General features: G+C 71.1%; 12 protein-coding genes. 9 read left to right on the top strand and 3 right to left on the bottom strand.

Translation table 11 applies throughout. The annotated features are described in order from the left end of the window. Position 1: 1 nt before the first annotated feature. The 5 genes from mtrB (at position 2) to ACIRQ9_RS11095 (ending at position 6,936) form a co-directional block, all read left to right on the top strand. Positions 2 to 2,059, top strand: a complete 2,058-nt coding sequence (mtrB, locus tag ACIRQ9_RS11115) for an MtrAB system histidine kinase MtrB (protein ID WP_404169859.1) — start codon at positions 2 to 4, stop codon at positions 2,057 to 2,059. Then, a complete protein-coding gene (locus ACIRQ9_RS11110) occupies positions 2,049 to 3,887 on the top strand; it encodes an LpqB family beta-propeller domain-containing protein (protein WP_404169856.1) in 1,839 nt (612 codons plus the stop codon). The genes mtrB and ACIRQ9_RS11110 overlap by 11 nt, the downstream gene beginning before the upstream one ends. A 213-nt stretch (positions 3,888 to 4,100) precedes the next feature. Continuing rightward, complete coding sequence (locus ACIRQ9_RS11105; RefSeq protein WP_404169853.1) at positions 4,101 to 4,973, top strand: phosphoribosyltransferase family protein; 873 nt, start codon at positions 4,101 to 4,103, stop codon at positions 4,971 to 4,973. 316 nt (positions 4,974 to 5,289) lie between these two features. After that, positions 5,290 to 5,982 carry a ribosome hibernation-promoting factor, HPF/YfiA family gene (gene hpf, locus ACIRQ9_RS11100; RefSeq protein WP_351322863.1) on the top strand — a complete coding sequence of 231 codons (693 nt, stop codon included), beginning with the start codon at positions 5,290 to 5,292 and terminating at the stop codon, positions 5,980 to 5,982. Between the two features lie 207 nt (positions 5,983 to 6,189). Further along, the gene (locus tag ACIRQ9_RS11095; protein WP_404169849.1) at positions 6,190 to 6,936 is read left to right on the top strand and encodes a response regulator; all 747 of its coding nucleotides are present in this window, start codon (positions 6,190 to 6,192) and stop codon (positions 6,934 to 6,936) included. Between the two features lie 15 nt (positions 6,937 to 6,951). Here the strand turns inward: ACIRQ9_RS11095 and ACIRQ9_RS11090 are convergent, their stop codons facing one another. Further along, positions 6,952 to 8,142 (bottom strand): winged helix-turn-helix domain-containing protein, encoded by a 1,191-nt coding sequence (locus ACIRQ9_RS11090; protein ID WP_404169846.1) that lies wholly within the window; start codon positions 8,140 to 8,142, stop codon positions 6,952 to 6,954. Between the two features lie 49 nt (positions 8,143 to 8,191). Beyond that, positions 8,192 to 8,767 (bottom strand): GNAT family N-acetyltransferase, encoded by a 576-nt coding sequence (locus ACIRQ9_RS11085; protein WP_404169843.1) that lies wholly within the window; start codon positions 8,765 to 8,767, stop codon positions 8,192 to 8,194. 355 nt (positions 8,768 to 9,122) lie between these two features. Here ACIRQ9_RS11085 and secA point away from each other — a divergent pair, with 355 nt between their 5' ends. Continuing rightward, positions 9,123 to 11,966, top strand: coding sequence for a preprotein translocase subunit SecA (gene secA / locus ACIRQ9_RS11080; RefSeq protein ID WP_404169840.1), 2,844 nt, complete (start codon positions 9,123 to 9,125; stop codon positions 11,964 to 11,966). Positions 11,967 to 12,049: 83 nt separating this feature from the next. Here the strand turns inward: secA and ACIRQ9_RS11075 are convergent, their stop codons facing one another. Then, positions 12,050 to 12,508 (bottom strand): Rv3235 family protein, encoded by a 459-nt coding sequence (locus ACIRQ9_RS11075; protein WP_404169837.1) that lies wholly within the window; start codon positions 12,506 to 12,508, stop codon positions 12,050 to 12,052. 338 nt (positions 12,509 to 12,846) lie between these two features. Here ACIRQ9_RS11075 and ACIRQ9_RS11070 point away from each other — a divergent pair, with 338 nt between their 5' ends. From ACIRQ9_RS11070 to ACIRQ9_RS11060, 3 genes are all read left to right on the top strand, one after another. Continuing rightward, positions 12,847 to 13,362, top strand: coding sequence for a DUF6912 family protein (locus ACIRQ9_RS11070; RefSeq protein ID WP_404169834.1), 516 nt, complete (start codon positions 12,847 to 12,849; stop codon positions 13,360 to 13,362). A 77-nt stretch (positions 13,363 to 13,439) separates the two neighbouring features. Beyond that, a complete protein-coding gene (locus tag ACIRQ9_RS11065; RefSeq protein WP_362167840.1) occupies positions 13,440 to 14,105 on the top strand; it encodes an HAD family hydrolase in 666 nt (221 codons plus the stop codon). A 456-nt stretch (positions 14,106 to 14,561) separates the two neighbouring features. After that, positions 14,562 to 19,499, top strand: coding sequence for an NAD-glutamate dehydrogenase (locus ACIRQ9_RS11060; protein WP_404169830.1), 4,938 nt, complete (start codon positions 14,562 to 14,564; stop codon positions 19,497 to 19,499). Positions 19,500 to 19,518 lie beyond the last annotated feature (19 nt).

Here is a 19,518-nt window from a genome sequence, read left to right as displayed (position 1 = left end):
CATGTCCGAGGACAGTGCCGCTTCGGCCCCCGGCCGGTCCGGGGACCGTCCGGAGCGGCCTGTCGGCGTGAAGAGGCCCCGTTCGCGCTGGGCGCTGCTCGTCGAGGGCGGGCTGCTGCAGGGCGGGGTCCAGGGCAGCCCGGTGCTGCGGCTGTTCATGCGCTGGGTGCGCCGGCCGCTGCTGCCGGTCATGCGCCTGTGGCGGCGCAACATCCAGCTGAAGGTCGTCGTCACGACCCTGCTGATGTCGCTGGGCGTCGTCCTGCTGCTCGGGTTCGTCGTCATCGGGCAGGTCCGCAACGGCCTCCTCGACGCCAAGGTGAAGGCCTCGCAGAGCCAGGCCACCGGCGGTTTCGCGGTCGCCAAGCAGAAGGCCGACGAGGCCGCGACCGGCACCGGGGACACGACGGTGTCACCGGACGGACGCCAGTCGCAGAACCTCACCCCCTGGATGAGCGATCTCGTCGAGTCCCTGTCCAGCGGTGGTCAGGGCGCCTTCGACGTGGTGACGCTGCCCGCGGGCGACAACAGCGGCGGCGGGCGCGGTCCGCGCGCCTCCGGCCAGGTGGACCCGACGTCCAGCGTCCCCGACGACCTGCGGACCCGGATCAACGGGACCATGACCGCGGCGCAGAGCTACGCGCGGATCGTCTACACGGACAGCGACAAGGACTCGCAGCCCGCCCTGGTCATCGGCAAGCAGGTCAACGACCCGAACGGCGACCCGTACGAGCTGTACTACCTCTTCCCGCTCACTCAGGAGGAGAAGTCCCTCAGCCTGGTCAAGGGCACGCTCGCGACGGCCGGTCTGTTCGTCGTCGTCCTGCTCGGAGCCATCGCCTGGCTGGTGGTGCGGCAGGTCGTGACGCCGGTGCGGATGGCGGCCGGGATCGCCGAGCGGCTGTCCGCCGGGCGGCTCCAGGAGCGGATGAAGGTCACCGGCGAGGACGACATCGCGCGGCTCGGCGAGGCCTTCAACAAGATGGCGCAGAACCTCCAGCTGAAGATCCAGCAGCTGGAGGACCTGTCGCGGATGCAGCGCCGGTTCGTGTCGGACGTGTCGCACGAGCTGCGTACGCCGCTGACGACCGTGCGGATGGCAGCCGACGTCATCCACGAGGCGCGCGAGGACTTCGACCCGGTGACCGCGCGGTCCGCGGAGCTCCTCGCCGACCAGCTGGACCGGTTCGAGTCGCTCCTGGCCGATCTCCTGGAGATCAGCCGTTTCGACGCGGGCGCGGCGGCGCTGGAGGCCGAGCCGATAGACCTCAGGGAGGTCGTGCGGCGCGTGGTCAGCGGGGCCGTGCCGCTCGCGGAGCGCAAGGGCACGCACATACGCGTGCTCGGCGACCTGCAGCCCGTGGTGGCCGAGGCGGACGCCCGGCGCGTGGAGCGGGTGCTGCGCAACCTGGTCGTCAACGCCGTGGAGCACGGCGAGGGCAAGGACGTCGTCGTCAAGCTGGCCTCGGCCGGCGGCGCGGTGGCGATCGCGGTGCGCGACTACGGCGTCGGGCTCAAGCCCGGCGAGGCGACGCGGGTCTTCAGCCGCTTCTGGCGTGCGGACCCGGCACGCGCGCGTACCACCGGCGGAACCGGCCTCGGGCTGTCGATCGCCCTGGAGGACGCGCGACTGCACGGCGGCTGGCTGCAGGCGTGGGGTGAGCCGGGCGGCGGTTCGCAGTTCCGGCTGACGCTGCCGAGGACCGCCGACGAGCCGCTGCGGGGCTCGCCGATACCTCTGGAACCGAAGGACTCCCGGCGCAACCGGGGTCTCAGCGACGCCGGTCTGCCGGGCGGCGACGCCAAGCGGGCCACCGTGCCGATGCAGCCCGGCGGCGGGCAGGGAGCGGCGCTCGCTCCCATGGCGCAGCGGATGGCCGGCATGACTCCGACCGCCGACCCGACCGCGCTGCCGGGCAACGGGGCGCGGGTGGTGCCAAGGCCCGGCGGAAGCGTGCGGCGCCAGGAGAGCACGGCCGGTACCGGCCCGGCGGGCGACGGGAGCGTCGGCGGGGCGGACGAGTCGAACACACCAGGGGAGGCATTTCGTGGTCGGTGACCGCGAGGGGAGCGCGCGGCCCGGACCGGTGCGCGTGGCGGCGTACGCCGCCTGCGGAGCCGTACTGCTGGCGGGCTGTGCCTCCATGCCGGACAGCGGCGATCTGCGGGACGTCGAGTCCACGCCACGGCAGGACACGCAGGTGCGGGTCTTCGCCATGCCGCCGCAGCAGGACGCCTCCTCCACCGAGATCGTCCAGGGGTTCCTCGAGGCCCTGACCAGTGACGATCCGCGGTACGACACGGCACGCAAGTACCTGAGCCCGGCCGCCGCGAAGATCTGGCGGCCGGATTCGCAGGCGACGGTGCTGGCGAACGGGCCGAGCATGCAGACGGATCCGCGCCCGGTCGGCCGGGACGGCACGAACAGCATCACGTACACGCTGCAGGGCAGCCGGGTGGCGACGGTCGACGCACAGCAGGCGTACACGCCGGCCGACGGGTCGTATCAGCGGACGGTGCACCTGACGAAGGACGCCAAGAGCGGGCAGTGGCGGATCGACTCGCTGCCGCAGGGCGTGGTGATGGGCAAGTCCGACTTCCAGCGCAACTACACGTCCGTCAACAAGTACTACTTCGCCTCGGGGACGTCCGCCGGGGAGACCGGGCAGCCGGTGGCGGTCGCCGACCCGGTCTTCGTCCGCAGCCGGGTGGATCCGACGACCCAGCTGGTGCGTTCGCTGATCAAGGGCCCGACCACGTGGCTCGGCCCGGTGGTCCGGTCGAGCTTCCCGACCGGTACGGCCCTGAAGAAGGGCGTGTCCGGGCTGACGCCGGACGACCAGAACCAGGTCACCGTGCCGCTGAACGTCAAGGCGTCCCGGGTCGGTTCGGTCAAGTGCACCGAGATGGCGACCGAGTTGCTGTTCACGCTGCGGAACCTGACGCCCACCGTGGAATCGGTCGCGCTGCAGTCCGTCAACGGCGGCCGGATGTGCGACGTCACCGAGGAGGAGGCCGAGGCCACTGCCTGGCGCCCGTCCGCGAAGCGGCCCGACTACCTCTACTTCCTGGACGGCAAGCACCGGCTGGTGCGGATGACGGCGGGCGGGACCGGCACCGGCGCGGTGGCGGTACCGGGGCCGTTCGGGGTGGGCGACAAGCCGTTGCAGTCGGTGGCGGTCGCCCGCGACGAGCGGACCGCGGCCGGGGTCAGCAGCGACGGCAGGTCGCTGTACGTCACCTCGCTCGCGTCGGACGGCACGCTCGGCGGCGCCGTGCTGACCAGCCACGGAGCGACCGAGGCCGACCGGCTGACGGCGCCGAGCTGGGACGCCAGGGGCGACCTGTGGGTGGCCGACCGGAACGCCGCCGATCCGCAGCTGTACATGCTCGCGCAGGGCGTCGGCCAGCCGATGGCGGTGCAGATCCCCGAGCTGGACGGCCGCATCGAGGACGTGCGGGTCGCCGCCGACGGGGTGCGGATCGCGCTCGTCGTGGAGAAGGACGGCAAGCAGTCGCTGCTGGTGGGGCGGATCGAGCGCAGCAGGTCCGACGACCAGCAGGAGGTCTCGGTCCTGGAACTGCGCTCCGCCACGCCCGGTTCCGAGGAGGTCACCGCGATGTCCTGGGCCGGGGACAGCCGGCTCGTGGTGGTCGGGCGTGAGCAGGGCGGTGTGCAGCAGACGCGGTACGTGCAGGTCGACGGCTCCACGCCGGACGGACCGGCGCCCGCGGCCCTCACGGGCGTCCTGGCGATCGCCGCGTCCGAGGACGACCGGGTGCCGCTGGTGGCCCGCTCGAAGGACGACGGGATCGTCCGGCTGCCGTCCGGGGCGCAGTGGCAGAAGGTGGTCAAGGACGGCTCGGCGCCGATATATCCGGGCTGAGGGCCTGTGGGCCTGTGGGCCTGTGGGCCTGAGGGTCTGGTGCCCTGAGCGCTGAGGGCCTGTGGGCTGGGCTGGGCTGAGGCCTGGGGCTCGGGCCGGCTCGGAGCCCCGCTCCGCGGACGATCGCTTTTCGTCCGGTTGTCCACAGGCGGTGTCCACAGGCGGTTGTCCACAGGGGTGGCCGCCGCGGCCGGGTGTGGGCACAGTGGGCTCATGCGGGGGTGGTGGCAGGACCTCACCGACCTGGTGCTCCCGGCCGAGTGCGGAGGCTGTGGGACGCCTCGCACGGTGCTCTGTCCCGAGTGCCGTGCCGCCCTGAGCGGGGCCGTACCGCGCCGGGTGCGACCGGTGCCGGAGCCGCGCGGGCTGCCGGCGGTGTACGCGGCGGCGACCTACGCGGACGAGGTGCGGGCGGCACTCCTCGCCCACAAGGAGCGGGGCGCGTTGGCGCTCGCGGGGGCGCTCGGCGCGGCCCTGGCGGGAGCGGTGTGCGCCGGGCTCCAGTACGACGAGACCGGCGGCACGGGCGACGTCCCCGGGGTCACGCCGCTGCTTCTCGTGCCGGTGCCCTCCGCGCCGTGGGCCGTGCGGGCGCGGGGACACGATCCGGTGCGCCGGATCGCCCGCGCGGCCGCCGCCGGGCTGCGGCGCACCGGAGCCCCGGCGCGGGTCGTCCCGGTGCTCCGGCAGCGGCGGGCCGTGGCCGACCAGTCCGGGCTCAACTCCCGGCAGCGGCTGGCGAACATCGACGGCGCGCTGGAGGTCGTGGCCGGCGGTGCCCGGCTGCTCGCGGGCGGCCGGGTCGTCCTCGTCGACGACCTCGTCACGACCGGCGCCACCCTCGCGGAAGCGGCGCGTGCGGTACGGGAGGAGACGGCGCCGGAAGGGGCAGTAGAAGAGACAACGGCTGTGTATCGGCGCGCGGCTTGGGAAGGTAGGGAGGAACGGACCGCCGGACCGAGGGAAGAACGAGCGAGGTGGACACGGGACGCACCGGGAATCGCCGAGGGGAACGCCCCCGCGTGGCCGATCCTCGCGGCCGTGATCGCAGCCGCACCGGATTCTTTTGAAATGAACCGGAACTGACTGCCGACGCTCATCGTTGCAGGTAGTGACCAGCCCAATTCGCCTGAATGGAGGTACGCATCAGTAGAGGGTGACGACATCCGTCCGGGCGAGATATGTTCGGTTGTGAGGGAGAAAGCCGCAGGCCGTGCCTCCCGAATCCGAATGCTGTGCCGCGTGTTTTCCGTAATCATCGCGGTGCTGGGGTGCTGATCTTGCCCATGGGGGAGGAGGAGGTGAAGTCGCCGAGTCCGAGGCTCCGGGGTTCCCCGGAGTCGGGTGCAAAAAGGGAGATGCTCCGCCATAGGAGCGGAGCGCTCCGGGAACGGAGTTCTGCGTGGACATCGTCGTCAAGGGCCGCAAGACCGAGGTGCCCGAGCGGTTCCGCAAGCACGTGGCCGAGAAGCTGAAGCTGGAGAAGATCCAGAAGCTCGACGGCAAGGTGATCAGCCTCGACGTCGAGGTGTCCAAGGAGCCCAACCCCCGACAGGCGGACCGTTGCGACCGGGTGGAGATCACGCTCCGCTCCCGCGGTCCGGTGATCCGGGCGGAGGCAGCGGCCAGCGACCCGTACGCGGCACTCGACCTGGCGGCGGAGAAGCTGGACGCGCGGCTGCGCAAGCAGCACGACAAGCGGTACTCCCGCCGTGGCGCCCAGCGGATCCCGGCCGCCGAAGTCGCCGACCACGTCCCGGACGCGGCGACCCTCAACGGGAACGGTGTCCCGGTCCCGGCGGAAGAGCCCGACGGCGTGCCCACCAAGAAGATGGGCTCCCTGGAGGTGAAGGGCGAAGGCCCCCTCATCGTCCGCGAGAAGACCCACGTCGCCTCACCGATGAGCCTCGACCAGGCCCTGTACGAGATGGAACTGGTCGGACACGACTTCTACCTGTTCGTCGACTCCGAGACCAAGGAGCCGAGCGTCGTCTACCGGCGACACGCGTACGACTACGGCGTCATCCACCTGAGCACCGACCCGATGGTCGCCCAGGCGCAACCCCCGGCGGCGGGAGGCACACTGGGCGGCTGACCCGCCCGCCCGGCAGCTGAGCCTGTGCCCCTGGAAGCGTGCGTGCGCCCCCCAGGGGCACCGGTGTGCGACCACTTCGCGCCCCGCTCTGTCTCCGCGTTGCCGCCCGGGCATGGAATCATGGCCGCAACGGTCCAACCGGTGGGCCGCTGCCTTGGGTTGGCGATGGCACAGCACCACAGGCCACAGCCTTCAGGGGGAGGAACGATGGCGGACAGCTTCGGACCGATGCGGGCTGATGCCGGCGACGGCGTCACCGGCTTGGGCCCGGACACGGAGGGCGCTGCGCGCAAGGAACCGATCAGGGTCCTTGTCGTGGACGACCACGCGCTCTTCCGCCGTGGCCTGGAGATCGTGCTCGCCGCCGAGGAGGACATCCAGGTCGTCGGCGAGGCGGGAGACGGCGCCGAGGCCGTGGACAAGGCCGCCGACCTCCTGCCGGACATCGTCCTGATGGACGTCCGGATGCCCAAACGCGGCGGCATCGAGGCCTGCACCTCCATCAAGGAGGTCGCACCCAGCGCGAAGATCATCATGTTGACGATCAGCGACGAGGAAGCCGACCTCTACGAGGCGATCAAAGCGGGCGCGACCGGATATCTCCTCAAGGAGATCTCCACCGACGAGGTGGCCACCGCCATTCGCGCCGTGGCCGACGGGCAGTCGCAGATCAGTCCGTCCATGGCGTCGAAACTCCTCACCGAGTTCAAGTCGATGATCCAGCGCACCGACGAGCGCCGGCTGGTCCCGGCGCCACGGCTCACCGATCGCGAACTCGAAGTCCTCAAACTGGTCGCCACGGGCATGAACAACCGCGATATCGCGAAGGAGTTGTTCATCTCCGAGAACACCGTGAAGAACCACGTGCGCAACATCCTGGAGAAGCTGCAGCTGCACTCCAGGATGGAGGCGGTGGTCTACGCGATGCGGGAGAAGATCCTGGAGATCCGCTGAGACCTCCGGGACCGCTCAGCGCAGCGCCGTCATCAGCGCGCGGCTGACCTCCTGGACGAGCGGCTCCCGCAGCTCCGGAGTGTCCACGCGCTCCACCCGCACGGTCGTGCAGTCCACCCAGCTCGCCGCCTCCACGAGGGCCTCGGCCACCGCGGGCACCGCCTTCGGCGTGTCCAGCGCGACCTGCCGTGCCACCAGCACGCCGCCCGCCTCACGCGCCGGATCCACCCGGCCCACCAGGCGGCCGCCGGCCAGCACCGGCATCGCGTAGTAGCCGTACACCCGCTTCGGCTTCGGGACGTAGGCCTCCAGGCGGTGGGTGAATCCGAAGATCCGCTCGGTGCGTGCCCGGTCCCAGATCAGCGAGTCGAAGGGGGACAGCAGCGTCGTCCGGTGCCGCCCGCGCGCAGGCGCGGCCAGCGCCGCCGGGTCCGCCCAGGCCGGCTTGGCCCAGCCCTCCACCTCCACCGGGACCAGCCCCGAGTCGGCGATCACCGCGTCGACCTGCTCGCCCTTGAGCCGGTGGTAGTCGGCGATGTCCGCGCGCGTGCCGACGCCCAGCGACCGCCCGGCCAGCCCGACCAGGCGGCGCAGGCACTCGGTGTCGTCCAGGTCGTCGTGGAGCAGCGCGCTCGGGACGGCGCGCTCGGCGAGGTCGTACACCCGCTTCCAGCCGCGCCGCTGGACGCACACCACCTCGCCGTACATCAGCGCGCGCTCCACGGCGACCTTGGTGCCGGACCAGTCCCACCACTCGCTGGTCTTCTTCGCGCCGCCCAACTCCGTCGCGGTCAGCGGACCTTCGGTGCGCAGCTGCTTGATGACCTGGTCGTAGACGCCGTCGGGGAGGTCGTGGCTCCAGTGCGGGCGGTCGCGGTAGGCGCGGCGGCGGAAGGCGAAGTGCGGCCACTCCTCGACGGGCAGGATGCAGGCCGCGTGCGACCAGTACTCGAACGCGTGCGTGTCGGTCCAGTAGGCCGCGTCGACCGCCTTGCGCCCGACGGCGCCGAGGCGCGCGTACGGGATGAGCTCGTGGGAACGGGCGAGGACCGAGATGGTGTCGAGCTGGACCGCGCCGAGGTGGCGGAGCACGCCCCGCACGCCCGAGCGGCGGTCGGGGGCACCGAGGAAGCCCTGTGCCCGCAGGGCGATACGGCGGGCGTCGTCCGCCGAGAGGACGGTGGTCGGGCGCGGGAGGGTCGTCATGGATCGGACGATAGAGGGTGGCACTGACAGAGCGGAAAGACTCCCGCTCTCAGCCCCGCGAAGGGGCCGGAAGATAGGGCGCGGCCGAGGGCAGGCCCAGGTCGGACGGCAGCAGCGAGCCCACCCAGCAGTCCCGCCGCACCCCCTTGTTGTCGATGGCGGAGCGCAGGGTGCCCTCGATGGTGAACCCGGCACGCTCCGCGACGGCGCGCGAGCCCTGGTTGCCCACCTCGGCACGCCACTCGACCCGGTCGACCGCCAGGTCGGTGAACGCCCAGCGGGCGGCCGCGCGGGTGGCCTCGGTGATGTAGCCGCGGCCGCGGTGCTCCTCGGCGGTCCAGAAACCCACCTCGGCCGTGCCCGGCGAGCGCATGGTCAGGCCGAGCATCCCGGCCAGCTCCCCGGCCGGCAGGAACACGCCGAAGGTGAACATCGAACCCGCGGACCAGCCGTCGGGGACCAGCCGCTCGGTGAAGCTCCGGGCGTGCTCCGGGAGGTAGGGCGAGGGGATGGTCGTCCAGCGCTGGATGTCCGGGTCCTGGGCGGCCGCGTACACCGCTTCGGTGTCCCGCGGGCCGACCGTGCGCAGCAGCAGACGGGCCGTGGTGAGCGTGACGGGTTCCATCGGCCGATTCTGCGGGGCCGGGCACCCGGCGCGCCACGGGTTATGCGTTCCGTGACCGTGTGATCACGTTTCGCGCAATTCCTCGGCGGATGCGGCACTATCGGGCCGCCCCGGCCGTTGTTCCCTGTGAAGCGGCGAGAAGGCGGAAAGCGACCCGGCACCACCCCGCACAACCGAATGGCCACCCGGAGGAGTCACCCGAAGGGGGCCCGCGGCGCCCTCGGAAAAGCGACGGACGGCCGTCGGGCCGCCAGGCCTCCCGGCGCGGCCGGGTCCTCGCATACGATGGCCGTTGCTCAGTACGTCCAATCGAAACCGACCGTCCCAGGCCCGACCGGCAAGGAGACAAACCCCCGTGTCCGTCCTCTCGAAGATCATGCGTGCAGGCGAAGGCAAGATCCTGCGCAAGCTGCACCGCATCGCGGACCAGGTCAACTCCATCGAAGAGGACTTCGTCGACCTCTCCGACGCCGAGCTGCGGGCCCTCACCGATGAGTACAAGCAGCGCTACGCCGACGGAGAGAGCCTCGACGACCTGCTCCCCGAGGCGTTCGCGACCGTCCGCGAGGCCGCCAAGCGCGCCCTCGGCCAGCGCCACTACGACGTGCAGATCATGGGTGGCGCCGCTCTCCACCTGGGCTACGTGGCCGAGATGAAGACCGGTGAGGGCAAGACCCTCGTCGGCACGCTGCCCGCGTACCTCAACGCGCTGTCGGGCAAGGGCGTCCACCTGATCACGGTCAACGACTACCTGGCCGAGCGCGACTCCGAGATGATGGGCCGCGTCCACAAGTTCCTCGGCCTGAGCGTCGGCTGCATCCTGGCCAACATGTCGCCCGCCGAGCGCCGCGAGCAGTACGCGGCGGACATCACGTACGGCACGAACAACGAGTTCGGTTTCGACTACCTGCGCGACAACATGGCGTGGGCCCAGGACGAGCTCGTCCAGCGCGGCCACAACTTCGCCATCGTCGACGAGGTCGACTCCATCCTGGTCGACGAGGCCCGTACGCCGCTGATCATCTCCGGCCCGGCCGACCAGGCCACCAAGTGGTACGGCGACTTCGCCAAGCTGGTCCTGCGCCTGAAGAGGGGCGAGGCCGGCAACCCGCTCAAGGGCATCGAGGAGACCGGCGACTACGAGGTCGACGAAAAGAAGCGCACGGTCGCCATCCACGAGTCCGGCGTCTCCAAGGTCGAGGACTGGCTGGGCATCGACAACCTCTACGAGTCGGTGAACACGCCTCTGGTGGGCTACCTGAACAACGCCATCAAGGCGAAGGAGCTCTTCAAGAAGGACAAGGACTACGTCGTCCTGGACGGCGAAGTCATGATCGTCGACGAGCACACCGGCCGTATCCTCGCCGGCCGCCGCTACAACGAGGGCATGCACCAGGCGATCGAGGCGAAGGAAGGGGTGGACATCAAGGACGAGAACCAGACCCTCGCCACGATCACCCTGCAGAACTTCTTCCGCCTCTACAAGCGCCACGACCACAACGGCAAGGAGCAGCCCGGCCTCTCCGGCATGACCGGTACGGCCATGACCGAGGCCGCCGAGTTCCACCAGATCTACAAGCTCGGCGTGGTCCCGATCCCGACGAACCGGCCGATGGTCCGCAAGGACCAGTCCGACCTCATCTACCGCACCGAGGTCGCCAAGTTCGAGGCGGTCGTCGACGACATCGCGGAGAAGCACGAGAAGGGCCAGCCGATCCTGGTCGGCACGACCTCCGTCGAGAAGTCGGAGTACCTCTCGCAGCAGCTCTCCAAGCGCGGCATCCAGCACGAGGTGCTCAACGCCAAGCACCACGAGCGGGAGGCGTCGATCGTCGCGCAGGCCGGCCGCCGGGGCGCCGTGACGGTGGCCACCAACATGGCCGGCCGTGGTACGGACATCAAGCTGGGCGGCAACCCCGAGGACCTCGCGGAGGCGGAGCTGCGTCAGCGTGGCCTCGACCCCGAGGAGCACATCGAGGAGTGGGCGCAGGCGCTGCCGGCCGCGCTGGAGAAGGCCCAGCTGGCGGTCAAGGCCGAGTTCGAGGAGGTCAAGGACCTCGGCGGGCTCTACGTCCTGGGCACCGAGCGGCACGAGTCGCGCCGGATCGACAACCAGCTGCGCGGTCGTTCCGGCCGTCAGGGCGACCCCGGTGAGTCCCGTTTCTACCTCTCCCTCGGTGACGACCTGATGCGCCTGTTCAAGGCCCAGATGGTCGAGCGCGTGATGTCCATGGCCAACGTGCCGGACGACGTGCCGATCGAGAACAAGATGGTCACCCGCGCGATCGCGTCCGCGCAGTCGCAGGTCGAGCAGCAGAACTTCGAGACGCGCAAGAACGTCCTGAAGTACGACGAGGTGCTCAACCGCCAGCGTGAGGTCATCTACGGCGAGCGCCGCCGGGTCCTGGAGGGCGAGGACTTGCAGGAGCAGATCCAGCACTTCATGGACGACACGATCGACGCGTACGTCGGCGCGGAGACCGCCGAGGGCTTCCCGGAGGACTGGGACCTCGACCGGCTGTGGGGCGCCTTCAAGCAGCTCTACCCGGTCAAGGTGACCATCGAGGAGCTGGAGGAGGCGGCCGGCGACCGTGCCGGTCTGACCGCCGAGTACATCTCCGAGTCCATCAAGGACGACATCCGGGACCAGTACGCGGCGCGGGAGGCGCAGCTCGGCTCCGAGATCATGCGTGAGCTGGAGCGCCGGGTCGTGCTGTCGGTCCTCGACCGCAAGTGGCGCGAACACCTCTACGAGATGGACTACCTCCAGGAGGGCATCGGCCTGCGCGCGATGGCCCAGAAGGACCCGCTGGTCGAGTACCAGCGCGAGGGCTTCGACATGTTCACCGCCATGATGGACGGCATCAAGGAGGAGTCCGTCGGCTACCTGTTCAACCTGGAGGTCCAGGTCGAGCAGCAGGTCGAGGAGGTCCCGGTCGAGGACGTGGCAGTGGTCGGGGACGGTGTCCAGGACGCGGTTCCGGCCCAGGCGGGCGCCCGTCCCGAGATCCGCGCGAAGGGCCTGGAGGCGCCGCAGCGCCGGGGCATGCACTTCTCCGCGGCCACCGTGGACGGCGAGGGCGGCCTCGTGGAGGGCGACTTCGAGTACGACGACGAGCCGGCGCGCTCCGAGGCGGACGGCCTCACCCGCGCCGAGCGCCGCAAGCAGGCGAAGGGCAGCCGCCGCCGCAGGAAGTGACGGCATCCGCGACACCGGCCAGGGCCGGCCACCCCGCGAGGGGGGCCGGCCCTTCGGCTTGCCGCGGGGCGGCGCGGGGAGCGCTAGTCGGTGTGCGGAGGGCGGGGGACGCCCAGTTCGACCGCCGTGCAGCGCCAGCGCAGGTCCTGGCTCTGTTCCAGGCGGAAGGCCATGGCCCGCAGCTGGTCGCCCGCCGCGATGCGGGCGAAGACCTCCAGGGCGCCGGCCCGCGGGACGTAGTACCCGATGTCGTGGACGACGGGGTCGGTGCCGCGGGTGCGCAGCGGGCCGCGTGCGGCGAGCCGGGCCAGGTCGTCGTAGGCGGGTCCCGCCGTGTGCCGGAGCATCCAGTGGACGGGGCGGCGGCCGCTGAGGACGGCCAGCAGGCGCTCCGCGAAGAGGTCGGTGGGGCGAGGGCCCTGCGGGGCCGCCGGAGGCGTCAGCGGCCTGCGGGAGGTCGCGCCGGGACGGCGGGAGTCGCGGCGGCCGGGCGGGCGGGTGCCCGGGCGGAGCTGGACGGTCCTGGTCATGACCTTGTTCATCGGGAACCCCGTTCGGCGGGCCCGGCGGGTACCGGGCGGTAACTTGCGGTCGGGGATCTTGTACGGGGGCCGGGACGGCGCCAGCAAGGCGATGACCGCCCATGCGGGGGGCCCCGCAGGATTCACTTATCCGAGTGATCCGTGAGCCCGGAAACCCTCGGGGCGGGCGCCGGTACCGGGTGAATCGCGCGGCGCCGGGTTGACGATGCGGGCGTCGGTGCCCGGGACCCGAAGGGGGACGCCCGCACGTATCCTTGAGGCCCTCCGGGAGGCCGCACGGATCTCCGGGAGAGGCAGCAGCCGAGCAGTCGAAGAGTCCCGGAAGAGAGCGGCCCGTCATGCGCGTCTACGTCCCCCTGACCCTCCCCGGGCTCGCCGAGGCCCACAAGACGGGCGAGCTGGGGACCGGTCCGTTCGTCGCCTACGCCGTCACGCCCGCGCTGCGCGAGTGGTACCTCTCCGACGACATCGAGGAGCTGGAGTACGCCGCGCTCAACCGGGCCGCGCTCGCCTCGCTGCGGCTGCTCGCGGCCGGCCAGGACGCGCCGCGGCGCCGGGTCGTGGTCGCCGTGGACGTCCCCGACGGCGCGGCGGCGGCCGGCCCGGACCGCGGCCTCGACCCGACGGCACTGGGCGAGGTGCGGGTGACCGGCACCGTCGCGCTGGCCAGGGCGGCCGCGGTGCACGTGGACTCCGACGACGCCGAGGAGGACGTCACAGCGGCGGCCGGAGCGCTGGCGGCCGCCGACGACGGCGACGACGACGCGCAGGTCGTCGTGGACGGCGCCGAGGACCACGAGCTGCTCTGGTACGCCACGCAGGAGATCCCGAACCTGGTCGGCCTGGGCGGCTGAACCCGACCGGAAGGCTCTGAGCTGCGGCGATGTTCCACCGGTCTTGAGTGTCGGCGGTGGCGGGTAGCGTTTTCGGCATGGGGAAGCACGAAAGCGCGCACATCGTCTGGGACTGGAACGGAACGCTGTTCCACGACAACGACGCGATCATCGGGGCGACGAACGCGGCGTCGGCCGAGCTGGGCCTCGCGCCGATCACGCTGGAGCAGTACCGGGCGCTGTACTGCGTGCCGGTGCCGAAGTTCTACGAGCGGCTGATGGGGCGGCTGCCGACCGACGCCGAGTGGGAGGCCATGGACGAGATCTTCCACCGGTACTACGCCGAGCACCGCGCCCTGTGCGGGCTGACCGACGGGGCCGCCGAGCTGCTGGCCGGCTGGCGTTCGGCGGGAGGCAGCCAGTCGCTGCTGAGCATGTACGTGCACGAGGAGCTCGTGCCGCTGGTGCGGGGCTTCGGGATCGAGCCGCACTTCGTCCGGGTCGAGGGCCGGGTCGGGCCGTCCGGCGGCAGCAAGGCCGAGCACATGGTGCGCCACCTGCGGTCCCTGGGAGAGGTGCGGCCCGGGCGGACCGTGGTGATCGGGGACGCGGCGGACGACGCGGTGGCCGCGCGGGCCGTGGGCGCGCAGGCGGTGCTGTACACCGGCGGGTCGCACGGCAGGGCGAGCCTGGAGGAGGTCGGGGTGCCGGTCGTGGACTCGCTCGCGGAGGCGGTCGAGGAGGCGCAGCGACTGGTGGCGTGAGCGGCCGGGGAGGCGCGAGGTGCCTCCCGCGGTCAAGCCGGCGCCGCGTCGCTGTGCAGAACGTCAAAGTTCCACCCCCTCTTTTGTACACATACGGCTCATGACGGCTCCCGGGTGAGGAGCGATAGCCTGGTGGCGTGATCAGCGCGATAGTTCGCGGGGGCATCGACGCCCCTGCCCTGCGCCCGGCGAGCACGGAACACCTCCGTGACCGGGCGGCGGTCGCTGGTCTTCGCGGGCGGAGGGCGCTCGGAACGGCCCTGGTGACGGCGGCCCCGAGAGGCACGTCACACCCCTGGGGCATGTCGAGAATGGCCGAATACCCCCCGCTCGTCTCACCCTGCGGCATAGCGTCGGAGCAGACCGGAGACCCCGGCCGTGGCGTCGAGCCGCAGGGGGAAGAGCCCGTACTTCCTTCTACGTCACGCAATGGCGCGCGACAGGAGCCAGAGGACAATGCAGACCAAGCTGGACGAAGCCAAGGCCGAGCTGCTCGATCGGGCCGCCCGGGTAGCTGAGAACAGCCCGGCAGGGGGGCACCTACCGACGGGGACGGCGGGGACCGCGGACCAGGAGTCCGTGCTCGCGTTCCTGCAGCGCTACTACCTGCACACCGCACCGGAGGACCTGGCCGACCGCGACCCGGTCGACGTCTTCGGCGCGGCCCTCTCGCACTTCCGTCTTGCCGAGACCCGCCCGCAGGGCACCGCGAGCGTCCGGGTCCACACCCCGTCCGTCGAGGAGAACGGGTGGACCTGCAGCCACTCCGTGGTGGAGGTCGTCACCGACGACATGCCCTTCCTCGTCGACTCGGTCACCAACGAGCTGACCCGGCAGGGGCGCGGCATCCACGTCGTGATCCACCCGCAGTTCGCGGTCCGCCGCGACCTCACCGGCAAGCTGATCGAGATGCTCCCGGCCCCGGGCGCCGGCGAGGAGCTGCCGCACGACGGGCACATCGAGTCCTGGATCCACGTCGAGATCGACCGCGAGACCGACCGCGCCGACCTCAAGCAGATCACCGCCGACCTGCTGCGGGTCCTGTCCGACGCCCGCGAGGCCGTCGAGGACTGGGAGAAGATGCGGGAGGCGGCCCTGCGGATCGCCGACGGCATCGAGGCCGAGGCGCTGCCCACCGACCTGCCCGCGCACGAGACCGAGGAAGCCCGCGAGCTGCTGCGCTGGCTCGCCGACGACCACTTCACCTTCCTCGGCTTCCGCGAGTACCAGCTGCGCGACGACGACTCGCTGGGCGCCGTGCCCGGCACCGGCCTCGGCATCCTGCGCTCCGACCCGCCGCACGGCGGCGAGGAGGGCCACCCGGTCAGCCCGTCCTTCGAGCGGCTGCCGGCCGACGCGCGCGCCAAGGCCCGTGAGCACAAGCTCCTCGTCCTGACCAAGGCGAACAGCCGCTCGACCGTGCACCGGCCGTCGTACCTGGACTACATCGGCGTCAAGAAGTTCGACGCGGACGGAAACGTGGTCGGCGAGCGCCGCTTCCTCGGACTGTTCTCGTCCGCCGCGTACACCGAGTCGGTGCGCCGGGTGCCGGTCATCCGCCGCAAGGTCGACGAGGTCCTCGCCCGGGCCGGCTTCTCGCCGCACAGCCACGACGGCCGCGACCTGCTCCAGATCATGGAGACCTACCCGCGCGACGAGCTGTTCCAGACCCCGGTCCCCGAGCTGGAATCGATCGTCACCAGCGTCCTCTACCTCCAGGAACGCCGCCGGCTCCGCCTCTACCTGCGCCAGGACGAGTACGGCCGCTACTACTCGGCCCTCGTCTACCTGCCCCGGGACCGCTACACCACCGGCGTCCGGCTGCGGATCATCGACATCTTGAAGGAGGAGCTCGGCGGCACCAGCGTCGACTTCACCGCCTGGAACACCGAATCGATCCTCTCCCGGCTGCACTTCGTCGTCCGGGTCCCGCAGGGCACCGAGCTGTCCGAGCTGTCGGACGCCGACAAGGAGCGCATCGAGGCCCGCCTGGTCGAGGCGGCCCGCTCCTGGGCCGACAGCTTCGCCGAGGCGCTCAACGCCGAGTGCGGCGAGGAGCGCGCGGCCGAACTGCAGCGCCGCTACACCAACTCGTTCCCCGAGGGCTACAAGGCCGACCACACCCCGCGCGCCGCGGTCGCCGACCTGGTGCACCTGGAGCGGCTCACCGAGGAGCCGGGCAACGACTTCTCGCTCAGCCTCTACGAGCCGGTGGGCGCCGCTCCCGGCGAGCGCCGCTTCAAGATCTACCGCAAGGGCGCCGCGATCTCGCTGTCGGCGGTGCTGCCGGTCCTGAACCGGCTCGGCGTCGAGGTGATCGACGAGCGGCCCTACGAGCTGCGCTGCTCGGACCGGACGACCGCGTGGATCTACGACTTCGGGCTGCGCATGCCGAAGGTGTCCGGCGGCGGCAACGGCGACTACCTGGGCGAGGACGGCCGTGAGCGGTTCCAGGACGCGTTCGCGGCGACCTGGACCGGCCTCGCGGAGAACGACGGGTTCAACGCGCTGGTGCTGAGCGCCGGGCTGAACTGGCGGCAGGCGATGGTGCTGCGGGCGTACGCGAAGTACCTGCGGCAGGCCGGTTCCACGTTCAGCCAGGACTACATGGAGACCACGCTCCGCCACAACGTCCACACCACGCGGCTGCTCGTCTCCCTGTTCGAGGCCCGGATGTCCCCGGACCGGCAGAAGGCCGGCCTGGAGATCACCGACGCCCTCCAGGAGGAGCTGGACGCGGCGCTCGACCAGGTGGCGAGCCTCGACGAGGACCGCATCCTGCGCTCCTTCCTGACCGTCATCAAGGCGACGCTGCGCACCAACTTCTTCCAGGAGACGGCGGACGGCACCCCGCACTCGTACGTCTCCATGAAGTTCGACCCGCAGGCCATCCCGGACCTCCCGGCGCCGCGTCCGGCGTTCGAGATCTGGGTGTACTCGCCGCGGGTCGAGGGTGTGCACCTGCGTTTCGGCAAGGTCGCCCGCGGCGGTCTGCGCTGGTCCGACCGGCGTGAGGATTTCCGGACCGAGATCCTCGGCCTGGTCAAGGCGCAGATGGTCAAGAACACCGTCATCGTGCCGGTCGGCGCGAAGGGCGGGTTCGTCGCCAAGCAGCTGCCGGACCCGGCGAAGGACCGCGACGCGTGGCTGGCCGAGGGCATCGCCAGCTACAAGACCTTCATCTCGGCGCTGCTCGACATCACCGACAACATGGTCGCCGGCGAGGTCGTGCCCCCGCAGGACGTGGTCCGTCACGACGAGGACGACACCTACCTGGTGGTCGCGGCCGACAAGGGCACGGCGACGTTCTCCGACATCGCCAACGAGGTCGCCGGCAGCTACGACTTCTGGCTCGGTGACGCCTTCGCGTCCGGCGGTTCCGCGGGCTACGACCACAAGGGCATGGGCATCACCGCGCGCGGTGCCTGGGAGTCCGTGAAGCGGCACTTCCGGGAACTGGACCTCGACACGCAGTCCGAGGACTTCACCGTCGTCGGCATCGGCGACATGTCCGGTGACGTGTTCGGCAACGGCATGCTGCTCAGCGAGCACATCCGCCTGGTCGCCGCCTTCGACCACCGGCACATCTTCATCGACCCCACCCCGGACGCGGCCACCTCCTACGCGGAGCGCCGCCGCCTGTTCGACCTGCCCCGCTCCAGCTGGGCCGACTACGACACCGGACTGCTCTCGGCGGGCGGCGGGATCTTCCCGCGCAGCGCCAAGGCGATCCAGGTCAACGGCCACATCCGCGAGGCCCTCGGCATCGAGGAGAAGGTCGGCAAGCTGACCCCGGCCGAGCTGATGAAGGCGATCCTTGAGGCGCCGGTCGACCTGCTGTGGAACGGCGGCATCGGCACCTACGTCAAGGCGTCGACCGAGTCCAACGCGGACGTCGGCGACAAGGCCAACGACGCCATCCGCGTCGACGGCGCCGACCTGCGCGTCAAGGTTGTCGGCGAGGGCGGCAACCTGGGCCTGACCCAGCTCGGCCGGATCGAGTTCGCCCGCCAGGGCGGCAAGATCAACACCGATGCCATCGACAACAGCGCCGGCGTGGACACCTCCGACCACGAGGTGAACATCAAGATCCTGCTCAACGGCGTGGTCGCGGACGGCGACATGACGGTCAAGCAGCGCAACAAGCTGCTCGCCGAGATGACCGACGAGGTCGGCGCGCTGGTGCTGCGCAACAACTACGCGCAGAACACGGCGATCGCCAACGCGCTGGCCCAGTCCAAGGACATGCTCCACGCCCAGCAGCGGTTCCTGCGCCACCTGGTCAGGGAGGGGCACCTCGACCGGGCCCTTGAGTTCCTGCCCACCGACCGCCAGATCCGCGAGCGGCTGGGCTCCGGCCAGGGCCTGACCAGCCCGGAGACGGCCGTCCTGCTGGCGTACACGAAGATCACGGTCGCCGACGAGCTGCTGGCGACCACGCTCCCGGACGACCCGTACCTGAGCGGTCTGCTGCACGCCTACTTCCCCAGCGCCCTGCGCGACCGGTTCGCCGCCGCGCTCGCCACCCACCCGCTGCGCCGCGAGATCACGACCACGGTCCTGGTCAACGACACGGTCAACACCGGTGGCACGACCTACCTGCACCGGCTGCGCGAGGAGACCGGGGCCTCCCTGGAGGAGATCGTCCGGGCGCAGACCGCGGCGCGTGCGATCTTCCGTTCCGCGCCGGTCTGGGACGCGGTCGAGGAGCTGGACAACAAGGTCGACGCGGCCGTCCAGACCCGGATCCGGCTGCACTCGCGCCGTCTGGTGGAGCGCGGCACCCGCTGGCTGCTCAACAACCGGCCGCAGCCGCTGCAACTGCTGGAGAACGTCGACTTCTTCTCCGAGCGGGTCGAGCAGGTCTGGCAGCAGCTGCCCAAGCTGCTGCGCGGCGCGGACCTGGAGTGGTACCAGCACGTGTACGACGAGCTGTCCGAGGCCGGCGTCCCGGACGAGCTGGCGACGCGGGTGGCCGGGTTCTCCTCGGCCTTCCCGGCGCTGGACATCGTCTCGGTGGCCGACCGGATGGGCAAGGAGCCGCTGGACGTCGCCGAGGTCTACTACGACCTCGCCGACCGCCTCGGGGTCTCCCAGCTGATGGACCGGATCATCGAGCTTCCGCGGGACGACCGCTGGCAGTCGATGGCCCGTGCCTCCATCCGCGAGGACCTGTACGCGGCACACGCGATGCTCACCGCCGACGTGCTCGCCGCGGGCGACGGCAGTGCCACGCCCGAGCAGCGCTACCAGGACTGGGAGGAGAAGAACGCCGCCATCCTGGGCCGGGCCCGGACCACGCTGGAGGAGATCCGCGGCTCGGACTCCTTCGACCTGGCCAACCTGTCGGTGGCCATGCGGACGATGCGGACGCTGCTGCGCACGCACGCGTAGACGCGGCCGTACGGCGTGA

The organism is Streptomyces sp. NPDC101237 (genome assembly GCF_044767465.1).
Taxonomy (GTDB): Bacteria; Actinomycetota; Actinomycetes; order Streptomycetales; family Streptomycetaceae; genus Streptomyces; species Streptomyces gramineus.
This window is presented reverse-complemented; position numbering and strand designations above follow the sequence as displayed.

Bases quoted from the DNA above. Each gene is read 5' to 3' on its own strand.
- ACIRQ9_RS11060 (WP_404169830.1), top strand. From the start codon at position 14,562: ATGCAGACCAAGCTGGACGAAGCCAAGGCCGAGCTGCTCGATCGGGCC.
- ACIRQ9_RS11095 (WP_404169849.1), top strand. From the start codon at position 6,190: ATGGCGGACAGCTTCGGACCGATGCGGGCTGATGCCGGCGACGGCGTC.
- ACIRQ9_RS11090 (WP_404169846.1), bottom strand. From the start codon at position 8,142: ATGACGACCCTCCCGCGCCCGACCACCGTCCTCTCGGCGGACGACGCC.
- mtrB (WP_404169859.1), top strand. From the start codon at position 2: ATGTCCGAGGACAGTGCCGCTTCGGCCCCCGGCCGGTCCGGGGACCGT.
- ACIRQ9_RS11085 (WP_404169843.1), bottom strand. From the start codon at position 8,767: ATGGAACCCGTCACGCTCACCACGGCCCGTCTGCTGCTGCGCACGGTC.
- ACIRQ9_RS11105 (WP_404169853.1), top strand. From the start codon at position 4,101: ATGCGGGGGTGGTGGCAGGACCTCACCGACCTGGTGCTCCCGGCCGAG.
- ACIRQ9_RS11065 (WP_362167840.1), top strand. From the start codon at position 13,440: ATGGGGAAGCACGAAAGCGCGCACATCGTCTGGGACTGGAACGGAACG.
- ACIRQ9_RS11070 (WP_404169834.1), top strand. From the start codon at position 12,847: ATGCGCGTCTACGTCCCCCTGACCCTCCCCGGGCTCGCCGAGGCCCAC.
- ACIRQ9_RS11075 (WP_404169837.1), bottom strand. From the start codon at position 12,508: ATGAACAAGGTCATGACCAGGACCGTCCAGCTCCGCCCGGGCACCCGC.